The 12,505-nt window shown below is 57.4% G+C and carries 14 protein-coding genes and 1 tRNA gene; 5 read left to right on the top strand and 10 right to left on the bottom strand.

Annotated elements, in window-relative coordinates; all coding sequences use genetic code 11:
* The first annotated feature begins 45 nt into the window (after positions 1-45).
* Positions 46-408: a replication/maintenance protein RepL gene (locus C474_RS21220; RefSeq protein WP_083861948.1), complete on the top strand. Its 363-nt coding sequence runs from the start codon at positions 46-48 to the stop codon at positions 406-408.
* Positions 409-438: 30 nt separating this feature from the next.
* Here the strand turns inward: C474_RS21220 and C474_RS21965 are convergent, their stop codons facing one another.
* The 5 genes from C474_RS21965 to C474_RS04925 form a co-directional block, all read right to left on the bottom strand.
* Entirely contained in the window at positions 439-1,338 is a 900-nt protein-coding gene (locus tag C474_RS21965) for a hypothetical protein (protein WP_152421597.1), read from the bottom strand.
* Entirely contained in the window at positions 1,307-1,984 is a 678-nt protein-coding gene (locus tag C474_RS21215) for an IS6 family transposase (protein ID WP_008384550.1), read from the bottom strand. Before C474_RS21215 ends, C474_RS21965 begins: the two co-directional genes overlap by 32 nt.
* 33 nt (positions 1,985-2,017) lie before the next feature.
* The gene (locus tag C474_RS21960) at positions 2,018-2,911 is read right to left on the bottom strand and encodes a hypothetical protein (protein WP_152421596.1); all 894 of its coding nucleotides are present in this window, start codon (positions 2,909-2,911) and stop codon (positions 2,018-2,020) included.
* Between the two features lie 158 nt (positions 2,912-3,069).
* Positions 3,070-4,224, bottom strand: coding sequence for a replication-related protein (locus C474_RS21210; RefSeq protein ID WP_008384548.1), 1,155 nt, complete (start codon positions 4,222-4,224; stop codon positions 3,070-3,072).
* 864 nt (positions 4,225-5,088) lie between these two features.
* A tRNA-Ile gene (locus C474_RS04925) sits at positions 5,089-5,162 on the bottom strand.
* 536 nt (positions 5,163-5,698) lie between these two features.
* Between C474_RS04925 and C474_RS04920 the strand changes: the two genes are divergently transcribed.
* The 3 genes from C474_RS04920 to C474_RS04910 all read left to right on the top strand — a co-directional run bounded on the left by C474_RS04920 (position 5,699) and on the right by C474_RS04910 (position 7,535).
* On the top strand, positions 5,699-6,628 hold the full coding sequence (locus C474_RS04920; protein ID WP_008384547.1) for a DUF389 domain-containing protein: 930 nt from the start codon (positions 5,699-5,701) through the stop codon (positions 6,626-6,628).
* 208 nt (positions 6,629-6,836) lie between these two features.
* Entirely contained in the window at positions 6,837-7,121 is a 285-nt protein-coding gene (locus C474_RS04915; RefSeq protein ID WP_008384546.1) for a PadR family transcriptional regulator, read from the top strand.
* Between the two features lie 129 nt (positions 7,122-7,250).
* Complete coding sequence (locus C474_RS04910) at positions 7,251-7,535, top strand: helix-turn-helix transcriptional regulator (RefSeq protein ID WP_049916744.1); 285 nt, start codon at positions 7,251-7,253, stop codon at positions 7,533-7,535.
* 473 nt (positions 7,536-8,008) lie between these two features.
* Here C474_RS04910 and C474_RS04905 read toward each other — a convergent pair whose 3' ends face one another.
* The 5 genes from C474_RS04905 to C474_RS21205 all read right to left on the bottom strand — a co-directional run bounded on the left by C474_RS04905 (position 8,009) and on the right by C474_RS21205 (position 10,633).
* Positions 8,009-8,491 (bottom strand): FxsA family protein, encoded by a 483-nt coding sequence (locus tag C474_RS04905; RefSeq protein WP_049916743.1) that lies wholly within the window; start codon positions 8,489-8,491, stop codon positions 8,009-8,011.
* Between the two features lie 150 nt (positions 8,492-8,641).
* Positions 8,642-9,034 carry a DUF7344 domain-containing protein gene (locus C474_RS04900; protein WP_008384541.1) on the bottom strand — a complete coding sequence of 131 codons (393 nt, stop codon included), beginning with the start codon at positions 9,032-9,034 and terminating at the stop codon, positions 8,642-8,644.
* A 122-nt stretch (positions 9,035-9,156) separates the two neighbouring features.
* On the bottom strand, positions 9,157-9,498 hold the full coding sequence (locus tag C474_RS04895) for a HalOD1 output domain-containing protein (RefSeq protein ID WP_008384539.1): 342 nt from the start codon (positions 9,496-9,498) through the stop codon (positions 9,157-9,159).
* Positions 9,499-9,663: 165 nt separating this feature from the next.
* A complete protein-coding gene (locus C474_RS04890) occupies positions 9,664-10,416 on the bottom strand; it encodes a helix-turn-helix transcriptional regulator (RefSeq protein WP_008384537.1) in 753 nt (250 codons plus the stop codon).
* Between the two features lie 58 nt (positions 10,417-10,474).
* Positions 10,475-10,633, bottom strand: coding sequence for a DUF1059 domain-containing protein (locus tag C474_RS21205; protein ID WP_083861947.1), 159 nt, complete (start codon positions 10,631-10,633; stop codon positions 10,475-10,477).
* Positions 10,634-10,831: 198 nt separating this feature from the next.
* Here C474_RS21205 and C474_RS04885 point away from each other — a divergent pair, with 198 nt between their 5' ends.
* A complete protein-coding gene (locus C474_RS04885; RefSeq protein ID WP_008384535.1) occupies positions 10,832-12,472 on the top strand; it encodes a DUF255 domain-containing protein in 1,641 nt (546 codons plus the stop codon).
* The last annotated feature ends 33 nt before the right edge of the window (positions 12,473-12,505 follow it).

Below are 12,505 nucleotides of genomic sequence, written 5' to 3'. Positions count from 1 at the left end.
AAAAAGACCATACTGTTTTCAGTACTCAACCCAATACGCTGTTTAATGGACGACTGCGACAACGAGGAGGAAACAGCCTCGGAAAAGCTATCTCAACTTCCGAATCTTTCTGGAGAAACAAAACCAATAATTAGTGGCGACACACCAGACTGGTTCACTGGGGCAGACGCACACATTCTATTTGTAATGTACACCGGACTTATTCTCACCCCCTCGGTTATTGCAGAGAACACTAATGTATCACGTGTAACCGTTTCGCGGCGGCTGAATACATTACAAGCAGGAGGATTAGTTGAAAAAGTTGGCCGAGGGAAATATCAGATTACACCCGATGGTGCTTTTGTTGTCACTGGTGATCCAGAGGTCTACGACCAGGCTCCTGAATCAAACAATAAGAATTCTCAATAATAACTTGTTGTGGAACCAACTACCTAGCAACTATGAGCGATTCTCTTTGGACTCTTCCCCACTCAGTTTTCTGAGGCTATCTCTTCTTTCCCGAATATCATCATATAGATCAACATCGTCTCGCGGTAGCAACATTAAGAATCTATCTAACACTTCCTCTGCTTTTTCCGAATATGATGGATCGTGGCCTTCTTTATAGCTTTCCGCTCCCGATCTGTATACTGCGTAAACTATTATACCTAATATGGACCTTTTTGAGGGAGTAAGTTCTCCCTCTGGGCTAGTAACATCAATCGTGAATTGGACAGTATTTTCCAGACTCTGCTGCAAAGTTTGGGTGGGAAGTTCTACAGATACTGTTTCTGAGCTATAGAGTTCACTGTTGATTGAACAAATCTCAATCAAGTGACGATACTCCTCCATCAGGAAAGATAGTCGGGCTGGGTTATGTTCAGATATTGCTTTTTTTGACTGGTTTTCTAGCTGAGATATATACTCTTCAAGTGCATTGTTTTGTCGTTGAGGCTTAATTCCGAAACCATCACCAACGAGATCAGAATAATACGCATCAGACAAATCTGAGCAGAGTTCACTAATCGCTCGTTTTCCGTTCCAGCCCGAGACAGATACTACCGTATCATCATAACCGACGATCTCGTCACCCACTGTTTTCTCAAATGTCAAGGATTCAAAGCAGTTTCCATAAGTTTGGTAGATATTCCCAATATCCTTTAATTGGATGTCAGTTATTCTCTCACCAGATTTTAGATTGAGGTCTGCGGAAGTAATACCGACGGATTGGCTTTCTCCGGGTGTATTCTGATCGTTATTGTTCTGTTCGATACCGTTCAGAATCTCAAATGACAATTCCCTTTGTAGACTACCTAACGGGCACTGTCTAGTTAACCTCCTCAACCGGTGTTCGTCCATTGAGCGCTTGATGCGGTCGTTGAAAGTTATAGTAATGAACAAACAGCGCAAGCCACTGGCGAACGCTCAGCCGACTGCCCACCCACGAATTATGGAAGCGGTCGACTCGCATTGTGAGGGTGTGAAACCACTTTTCGATCAGGTTTCGGTCCGTATAGTCAACCCGACCGTTTAACCCTAATCGAGAGAGGGCAGTCCGATAGCCGAATTGATCGACCAGAAACACAGTGTCTTCACAATCGTGTTTCTCGACGACTCCGTGAAGGAACGCAGCCGCCGGGTCGGTGCCACGTCGCTTGAACAGCTGTACGTCGAGAAGTAATTTTGTGTCGAGATCTATTGCAGCGTACAACCAAGACAATTCTCCGTTGATTTTGACAGCGGTCTCGTCGACAGCGACCCGCTTCGGCTGCGCCGAAGGCGGGTCTGAGACGCTGTCAGCCAGTCGATGTACCCACTGGAAAATCGCCTGAAACGAGCGATCTACGCCGAGTAGATGCAGAATCGCCTCTGTTTCCCTGAGCGAGAGACCGGCAGCGTGGAGGCGGACGGCGAACGCCCTGACGGGCGTCGCCGTCCGCTCCCGCTGCCAACATTCAAGCGTTGCAGTGTCTAAACTCTCTTTGAGCAGGTCTGAGAGTAGCATGAATCACTAGCTCTTCAACCTGCTCGTCCTTATCTAGACAGTGCCACCTAACGCATATCGTCGAATCGCTTGCATGGCTGCGCGTTTCCTGAGAATTTGCATTCCTCCGCGAAAAGGGAGTGAAAATAGATATACTACAAAGGAGAAAAGACCCATAGAGAATATAGCCAAGAAAAAGGCAGATACATTAGCGAATACCGCCTGTAGATCTTCCTGGAATATCGCAATAAGGAGAGTGGAGATAGCAAATACGCCAGTAACTCCCATGACTAAAATGGAAAGACGAATTGGAATAGTGAGATATATCCTTGGTGCGATATCAGAGGTATTCCGGTCAATATAATTAGCAGAGAAAACTCCAACCGCGGCTACTATCCCCATCAATGCGAGGATTACTTGAAGGTTCCATCGAACACTGGTTGAAAAGCCCATAATAAGGGTCGTAAAGAGATCTTGTATAACTATTATAAAAAGGAAATACACTGCAATTATTGTCGAGCTCAAAGCAATCTGTGTGCTAAGGAGTCCACTAGCAATTGAACGCATATATACGAGTGGGATAATGAGATAGGAGATAGTGAGATTATTTAGAATGTGTCGAATGTAATGGAATCGTGCTAGGACATACAAAGAAGAAGAAATTTCTAACGAAATATGCCCCAGAACGAGTCGCATGAATAGGTTGGTGGCAGGAAAGACCGCAGTAGCAATCAGTAGAGGGAGAATTAACAAAGATAGTGTTAATATTCCAATATCTCGGACGAAAGTAAATTGGCCAAATGGAAAATTGTCGGATATACTAATAAGAGCAAATAGTAAGATACATCCACTGATGAAGATTGCCCCAAAGAAGAACAGTGGTATATATTCTTCGAGTACTTTTATAAAACCACGGGCACCCTTGTTTGATTCTGCGAGATCCTTCATTTGTAGTGCGTTATTTTCAATTGTAATGAAAATACGTAGCGAGTGTGAAGACACCGTTCATATTGGGAGAAGCGTTTTTCATATTTCATATATACTTTCCTTAGGATTGTAGCCAAGAGTCAACGTACCTACGTTATCAACGCAGTCTCGCTTAATTCTTAGTCGTAGCTGGTGAGTGGAGGTGGTTGGATATTTGGAGGATCGAGATGGCGTGCATCATCGATATTCATCCAGATAACTCCTTCATGTCCAGGGTCAAAAACATCCTCGCCATCTTCATCAACCGTGCCGATGCCATCGAGTGTCCAGCCTTCGTTCATGACCTCGTGAGGAGCTCCATAGCCGACAGTAGCACCCGGGTCATCGGCATCAGGATCAAACTCTGGTCGAGGTACTAAGATTGGTTCGCCGTCGTCAGTATCAGGCTCTTCTGCTAAATCATCATCTATGAGCTCATTTGCACCTGTGCTGAACCGTACACGCTGAGTTCCTGTTGCCCAGCAGGCTGCACGATGGATTAACTCCGAGAGCTCACGATCAAGCAGATCGCCGCCGTCGTCGCCTGCTCCGATGTACTCTGCTATGTACGATCCAAGATTCCCAACCTCATTAGAACCATCATAGTCATCTGGATCAAGATCTGGATTAACTCGCGAGACAGAGACGACCCCGCCATCTCCAGTCACCTGGTGCGCTTCAGCTCCTGCAATATCGCACTTCCGAACGTGCGCGTTCACAGCCGGGCGAAACGTCTCCTGATCAACCGGACCATCAGTAAATACTGCTACGTGAATATGCCCGTAGCCATTTGCATGGTGTTCAGTCACAATGGCATATTCCCAGCGAGTAACATCGTTCGCAGCACTGAGAGAATCCCTCAATGCATGGTAAACACCGCGACCGCGATCAGGACGCCAAGACGAAACAACGTCTCGGAGGTGATCGGCCGGGGCACGCCAACCTCCGTTGGCGTTCTGCATAGAGCCAGTGAGCGATAGCATCGTTACGTACAGATCGTCAAACTGAGCAATAGCTTGGCGTTCAAGGGCCTTGATGCGAGCGTAATACCGGTTCCTGTATCGTGGTTGATGGCTGTTCGACATCTGACCCCGCACTAAATTACCATCTGGATCACGGAACCGAAGGTGTAGATAGCGGTAGTCGTTGTACCAAGTCAAGAACTCGCGTAATACCGATGACCAAGGGGCTGAACGTCGAGCGCCTGTAGAATCCTCATGCTTCTCCCTCGTGGCCTCTTCACGAAGTTTCACATTGTTACGGACTGATAGCGGTCGAGATGCCCGGTTTGGCATGTCTTCAAGAAATTGGTCGACCAGACGGTTCTTTTGTTTCCACCAATATCCCCGCCAAGTCGTCTCACCGGTCGGTAGAGAGTTCGAGTCGGCGGTTGTACAGTTAGTCTTGGAAGGCCGAGAACGGGACTCCCAATCTGGCGCGTGAGCTCCAGTGAGTGCTGATGGATTACTCACGCTAACTGCTCCACCTCCCGCACTGCCACCGCACCTCGGGCCCTCTCCCTTCGGTCGAGGGTGCGCGTCGGCTTCCGTTGCGTGGGGACAAGCCCCACGGACGGGTGGTCGAGCCGGTGCGCGGTGCGGTGAGCGCCCGCACCGCGTTCCGGGCTGCTCGCTTCGCTGCGCTGCCGGGCGAGCCGTCTCTTCCGTTCCTCCGCTTGCGGCGGATGGACGGACGACCGATCGGACCCCCGTGAAGGGGGTCCTCTCGGTCACCCAACAATGAGGGTGGGTGTGTGGGAGGGTAGAGATCGCGGCGGACTCGCTGAACCGCGCGAAGACACCCGTTCATCGGGCCATCTCCTGGATGTGTTTCGAGAGAAGCCGTGGATCGTACGCAGGACGAACTAGTCCCTCATAGCAGTATGAGCAGAGAGGATCGTCTGCCGTTTCTCGCCCGCGTACGAGCTCACAGGAATATTGGCGACAGGCGGCACAGAATCCGGGTATCGGATTCACAAGACCCACCCCGGACTACTATACTGAGCTAAACCTATCGCCAGATGGCGTAGGGTACAGGTAGGGGAACTACCGAATTGCTCATAGAGACCCCTATAGCGAGTTTGAGGAAACGCCGAGATTAGGTGGCTGGGGAGTTCCCGGCCCCAATCTCTCCTGGCCAACGAAGGCCAGGAAGGTAGGTGGGCCAACGCGGATTTGAACCGCGGACCTCCCGGTTATCAGCCGAGCGCTCAACCTGACTGAGCTATTGGCCCAGGTGAGCGCATTCAGTCGTTGTTCGAGGATTCGTTTAAGAGTTTCTTTTCGAGGCGGCTCCGTCGGGTGATAGACACCGGCGTACGACCGATAGGAGAGCGGGCGGCGCGCGCCGGCGTCTGTACGAGATGTTCAGCGGGGACGGGAATGCATCCGAGCAACCCTATGCTTGATTAGAAACCATATCTGACATACTTGTATACATATCTGTGGGTTCCGAGTTTAGTATCGAATTTTTTGTTTATATATTCGTCTGTATAGAAACACACTCGACAACAAAATGTTTTGGGGCGGATATGTGATTTTATATACGACAATTGTACTCCCATAGTAGCGAGATGATGGAAAGCTAAAAGCGTCCGACTCTATCCTCGATGGAGCCTCGGATCCGCCGTCGGTCACAACGCTTTCCAGCGACCCGGACGAACTCCGCATCGGTGAACGGAGCGTCGCTGCATTGCTCGAGTCGACCGACTGCGGCGCCGCGGGACGGTGGACGTTCCGGGAGCGACCGCACCCACGGGATAGGTCGCCGATGCGCCGCATAGAGATACTCGTCCGCGACAAACATCGGGACGCGACGTTCGACACCTTAGACGAGGTCGGCGTCGACTTCGTCTCTCTCGACGCCGACCGCCGAGATGCCTCGCTCGTCTCCTTTCCGGTGCCTTCGGGCGCCGTTGAGGCGATTCTGGAGGAACTGCGAGATTCGGAGGTCGAGGTGGAACGATACACCGTGGTCAGCGACCTCAACACCGCGATGACGCCGAACGTCGATGAACTGGAGAAGGAGTACACGGAGGGCGAGGAGTCGGACTCGCGTATCGCCCGCGACGAACTGCGGACCTCCGCTCGGGAGATAGAGCCGGACCGAAAGATCTTCCTCGCGCAAGCGGTGCTCAGTGCGACGGTGGCGACGGCGGGTCTGCTGTTGAACTCGGTCATCGCCATCGTCGGATCCATGGTCATCTCACCGCTCACCAGTTCGCTGCTATCCGTCGCACTCGGCGCACTCCTCGGCGACTCCGAACTCCTAGTCGACGGGGCTAAATCGCAGCTGTTCGGGCTCGGATTCGCAGTTGTCACCGGCTTCTGCGTCGGACTGTTAGCCAACTGGACGGCCGTCGTGCCGCCGAACGGGCCGATAGTCGGAACGAAGCAGGTGACCGCTTTCAGCACTCCGGGCTTCCTCATACTCACGATCGCGATAGCCGCCGGCGCTGCGAGCGCACTCGCGTTGGCGACCGACCAGGGGGTAGTGCTCGCCGGCGTAGCCGTGGCCGCGGCCGTCATCCCCGCTGCCGCCGCCGGCGGCGTCGGTCTCGCGTGGCGCCAGTTCTCCGTCGCGTTCGGCGCGTTCGCCGTCCTCCTGTTGAACGTCGGGTGTATCAACGTCACATCTTACGTCACCTTTCGACTGCTCGGATACCGGTCGCCGGACGGTGGGGGAAAGCACGGCGGATGAACGTTCGGAATTCCCCCTTCAGTCGTCTGCACCGTCGCTCACGACGGCGTCGTCAGAGAAAAGTCGACAGACGATTCGAACGGCGGGTATCGGGGTCGCAACTCGCCGCTGGTCGATATACACGTAGCTATTAGTGATTTTCTTTTATCTGTGACTCTGCATAAATACTTGTGACACTCGCAAGAAGGGGAGACTGATGACGGATAATATGTTCGAGCTGACTGGATTTCAGCGAGACGTCCTCACCGTGATCGCGGGACTCGAAAAGCCCTCCGGACAGACCGTCAAAGAGGAGATCGAAAAAGAGATCGACGAGGTGAACCACGGTCGCCTCTACCCGAACCTCGATGCCCTCGTCGAGAACGGTCTGGTCGAGAAGGGACAACTCGATCGGCGAACGAACTACTACGCGCTGTCCGAGTCGGGCCGCGAAGCGCTTAAGAACCGCCGTCGGTGGGAGAACGATACCGTCCCGAACCTCACCGACGACTGACGGCGGTCGCGGTCGCCAACCGGACCCTGGTGATTCGGTTTTACATCCCATTGTGTGACAGTCAATACTATAGAACATTGGTTGAATATATATGTTCGTCGTGAGAAGAGATGGTCGATGACGAACGAGATGTTCGAGTTGACCGGGTTTCAGCGGGACTTGCTGACGGTGATTGCGGGATTGGACAAGCCCTCGGGACAGACCGTCAAAGAGGAGATCGAAAAGGAGATCAACGAGGTGAACCACGGCCGTCTCTATCCGAACCTCGACGTGGTCGTGGAGAACGGTCTGGTCGAGAAGGGACAACTCGACCGACGGACGAACTTCTACACGCTCTCGGAGACCGGCCGCGAGGCCCTCGAAAACCGTCGTCGGTGGGAGAACGAGACCATTCCGGGCCTCGACGACCAGTAGGTCTCACCGCGTCGAACCGGCCTCTTCTGCGACCGAATTACACGACTCCGCCACCCCCGAGCGACACGGAAAGGCGACGATGTGATTGACCCCATCACTCGTGAGGGGGCTAGTTACAGGCATACGTCCGTAATGGGAAACCTTGACACCCCGGTGTCGAAGTTCGTGTAGTTGCAGAGAACGATATCTGACCGCTCACCGTTCGGGTGTGCGAGTGGGGAACATCTAACCAGACCCACACTTATGTATCTATACAAAGACAGAATGTAATTATAGTAGTCAGTTATACGTCCATACTGGGATACTTTCGTACGTAGTTTCTAATATAGATCCAGAAACGACCACTATAGAATTTCTTTGTCGATGGATAGGGACAGAAATCTCGGTAGAGCACCAGATACTGTGTTCGAGTCTTTACACCGACTACGGGAGAATCGCTCGTCGCAAGTGAGACGGCGGACGAACCTCGCGGGTCAGGAGTTGTCGTCGTCCGGCCGACCGTAGTTCTCCGGGTCGAGGTTGATGACGTCGTCGTCGGGGAACCCGCCGACCCAGACGTCGCCCGAGAAGAACCCCTCGGTCTGCTTTTCGAGGTACGGACGAACGACGAAGCGTTTCAGTGCCTCGCGAATCGGATACCGCGTCACCGGGACGGCCAGGACGAATCCGAGGAGGTCGGTGACCACGCCGGGTGTGAGGAGGAACGCGCCCGCGCCGATGAGTAGCCCCCCATCCAGCAGTTCGTTCGTCGGCAACGCCCCCGTCGCGACCTTCCGCTGGAGTTTCGAGAGCGTGTGACGGCCCTCGGCGCGAACGAGAAGCATTCCGACGAGGCCGGTCAGGACGACCAGCAGCACCGTTGGCACGAATCCGATGAACCCGGACAGCGGAATCAACAGCAACGTGTCCAAGAGCGGAATCGCGAGGAGTGCCGCGATGACCCAGCGCGTCTGCATGCTCTGTCCTTTTCGGTCGTCGTTCATAGCCCTTGTGTCCTGTGGGGCGTCGTTCGCGAGGATTCGACGACCGGGCCCCGAACGCGGATGCGGGCGTCGACACTATCGCGAGAGTCTGCCTCACGTCCCGTCGAAGGGCGTTCGACGGCGTCAGTCGAAGTCCTCGGACTGGGCTAACTCCAGATACGGGAGGAAACGGTCGACGGCGTCGGTCGCCGCGATCTCCCGATTCTCGCGGTCGTACGATAGGATGCCGCTATCTTCGAGTCGCGGGAGATGGGCGTGGTCGAGAGAGACGGTGACCCGGGCTATCTCGTCGCTCGGGACGTCGCCGATGTCCTCGTCTCGTTCCCACGTCGCGATGCGCCTCGCTAACTCCTCGCGTCCGACCGAGTCGTCCACTTCCGTGAGAAAGTAGAGGACGAACCGACGACGGCGGTTGCTGAGTATCTGAAAGACGGTATCGAGCGAGGGCTCGCCGCCGTCCGTCTGGACGTGGTCCGGGCTCGGGATTCGGGTCTCTCTGTGGAGTTCTGGTCTCATATTCAACAGGGCGAGGGGGGCGCCCGACTACTCGGACGTAGCACGGGCGTGCCTAAAACACCTTCTAACAACCGGCTCGTCGCTCCGCCGAGAGGGCGTCCGCCCGCGATGGCTCCGGTCGGTCAGGACGGTCGGCGCTCGAACGTGACCTCGCCCGCGACGACGGTCACTTGGTACCCGCCGAGCGGGAACGTCAGCGGTCCGGCCGAAGGATTCTCACCCGTATTCGTGCGCACCAGCGTCTCGAAAGCGTCCGCGTCGATACTCCGGTACGCCGGGTCGATGTCGTCCGTCGTAGCCCCCTCGATGTCCGCGACGGCGAGGACGATGTCCACGAGGAGTTCGTGCGCGGACGCGGCGTCGTATCTCGCTCGATGCATCCCCATCTGGTCGTCGTACCGGAAGTCGTCGATCGTTTTGAACGGAATCGACGATCCGTTTCCATCCCCAGTGTCAGCAGACATGCTTCCTCGTACGTCATCATAATGGACGGGTATACAAATATACGTCGCCGTATCGAACAAAATTTGCACATCTGTTCAATTTAGAAAACGATTCGGTCGACGGGAGCTGTTTCAGACGTGAGAAAAGAGAATGGGGCGGTCACGGTCGCTACTCGGACCGAAGATTCAGAATACGGTGGCGAACTCCGCGTCGGATTTGTACCGCTCGAACAGGTCTTCGGCCCACTCGTAGAGGTCGGGGTTCGTCGATTCGACGAACGGCGTCCGTTCGCCGCCGGAGCCGTGAGCCGTCATCGCCACGCAGTCGTCGAAGACGAACAACTCGAACGGGCAGTCGTCGCAGATGAGCACCTCCAAGTCGCCGCTCCGTATCGCCTCGCGCGCCTCCGGGCCGTAGTCGTCGAACAGGATGTCGACGACCCGCCTGTCGAAAATCGCCTCGACGCTCGCGCCTCGACGCGCCTGCCGACAGCAGATGTCGACGTACACCGGGGAGACGACGGCCGAGAAAGTGCGGAGCGACTCGGACTCCGCCATCAGATCCGAGACGCGCTTGACGGCGAAGTGCGCCTGCCCGCGGTCCGGCGAGGTGACCGCGGCGTCCGAGAGAGCGGCGATGGGGAACGCCACGTCGGCGTCGACGGCGTTGAGGAACGGGGCGAGGCGGTCGGCGATGTCGAGGTCGCGTCGACACTGGGACAGACAGCGGACCGCGACGCGGCCGAACGAGGTCAACTCGAACTCGCCGCCGCGCTTCCGAATCATTCCCAACGCGGCGAGCGCGTTCGTGGCTCGGTGGATGGTGGACCGCGAGAAGGAGAGTTGTTCTTCCAGACTCCCCGCGCTCTGCGACCCGTCTCGGAGGGCCTGGAGGATGGGGAGGCGTTTGACTACCTCGATGACGTCGTCGTCGTCCATGTTGTGTCCGTGGGTTCGGAGTCGCACTGAGACTCGAAGCGGGCGAGGAACGCGCGCATCAGACGCGTTCGATCTCCTCTTCGATGGTGTCTGCGTCGAGGGTGATGTCGTGTGTGAACTGCGCGTGTTCTCGGACGAGGTGGACGACTTCCTCGTCGCTGTCCGCGCGGACCATGAAGTTGCATCCGTCTTGGAAGCATTCGAACTGAGAGGGCATGTTCGCTGTACAGTATCACTCGCCTTACCTTAAAACACGCTACAACGGAAACAAACGCATCGAACCAGGACAATCTCGTCTTATTGACTGTGTGGCGTCGCGGAGGGTCGTTCCCGAGTCGACGCGCCTCCTCTCGGAGTCGTTCGATTCGGGCGACGCCTCGAAGGGCTTACCCCAAGCGGTCCCCGACGGAGAGGCATGACGGACGACGAGACGCGCGTCGAGTGGCGTGAGTGGGGTCCGGAGGCGTTCGAGGAGGCCGAGACGGCCGGGAAACCGCTGTTGCTCTCGCTCACGGCGACGTGGTGTGACGGCTGTCACGAGATGGACGTGGAGACGTACGGCGAACCGCGCATCGCCGCGAACGTGAACGACGACTTCGTCCCCGTCCGCGTCGACGTGGACCGCCACCCGCGCGTTCGGGAGCGGTACAACATGGGCGGGTTCCCCTCGACGGTGTTCTGCACGCCCGCGGGCGAACTCATCACGGGCGCGATGTACCTCGGTCCCGACGGGATGCGACAGGTGCTGAACCGCGTGCGGCAGACGTGGACCGAGAAGGGCCCCGAGTCCGGGCGCGTCCCCCGCGCCCTCGCCGGCGACCCGACGCCCTCGGGACCGGTGGACACCCGCATCGAAGAGCACCTCGCGGGCCAACTCGACGAGAAGTACGACGACCGGTTCGCCGGGTGGGGCGACGGGGCGAAGTTCCCGATGCCGCGGACGATAGAGTTCGCCCTCAAGCGGTCGAACCGGCAGGCCGTCGAGACGCTCCGGACGATAGGCGAAACGCTGTTCGACGACGTGGCCGGCGGGTTCTTCCGCTACGCCGACGGCCGCGATTGGTCGGAACCCCACCGCGAGAAACTGCTCGACGCGAACGCCGCCCTCGTCCGCGCGTTCGCCAACGGCTACCTCTACACCGGCGACGACGCCCTCCTCGGCCCGGCCGAGCGAACTCGCGAGTTCCTCGTCGACCGACTCTGGAACGGCGCCGCGTTCGGGGGAAGCGTCGGTCCCGGCGACGACGACTACCACGGGGGCGACGCCGAGGAACGCACCGAGGGGGCCGGCCCGCGTCGCGACTTGACCGCCTACGCGGGCGCGAACGCCCTCGCCGCCGACGCCCTCCTGACGCTCACGGCGTACACCGACGACGAGGACGCCCGCGACTACGCGGCGCGGACGCTAGACTATCTCGACGACCGACTCGTCGACGACGGCGTCGTGACGCACTTCGAGGCGGCGGAGGAGTCGGGCGAGACGCTCCTCTTGGAGGATCAGGCGCGGGCCCTCGGCGCGTTCGTCCGCGCCCGGCAGGTGCTCGGGGACGAACGGTACCTCGACCGCGCGCGCGCCGTCGCCGACGCGGCCCTCGACGGACTGCAATCGGACGACGGCGCCTTTCGGGACGGTCCGTCGTCCGGACTCGGCCTCCTGGACCGTCCGCTCCGCCCCCTCGACGCGAACGTCGAGATGGCGGACGCGCTGGTCGACCTCGCGGCGGCGACCGGCGAGAAGCGGTACGAGGAGGCGGCCCGCGAGGCCGTCGGCGCGTTCGCGGGTGCGTGGGACCGAATCGGCGTGCAGGTCGCCGGATACGGATCGGTCGCCGCCCGGTTGACTCGACCGACGCTGACCGTCGCCGTCGGCGCGCCCGCCGGGTCGGACCTCCACCGCGCCGCCCTGCGCGTCGCCGACCACGAGAAGGTCGTCCTTCCCGGCGCCGACGGCGTCTCGCCCGACGAAGCGGTCGTCCGCGTCGGGGAGTGCGAGCGGGCGGCGGCCACACCCGAGCAGTTGATGACAGCCGTCTCCGACCTCACCGACGACGCCTGAACCGTCGCTCGAGGGGCGAAAGGGTGAACGGCC

Source organism: Halogeometricum pallidum JCM 14848 (assembly GCF_000337095.1).
Lineage (GTDB): Archaea > Halobacteriota > Halobacteria > Halobacteriales > Haloferacaceae > Halogeometricum > Halogeometricum pallidum.
This window is presented reverse-complemented; position numbering and strand designations above follow the sequence as displayed.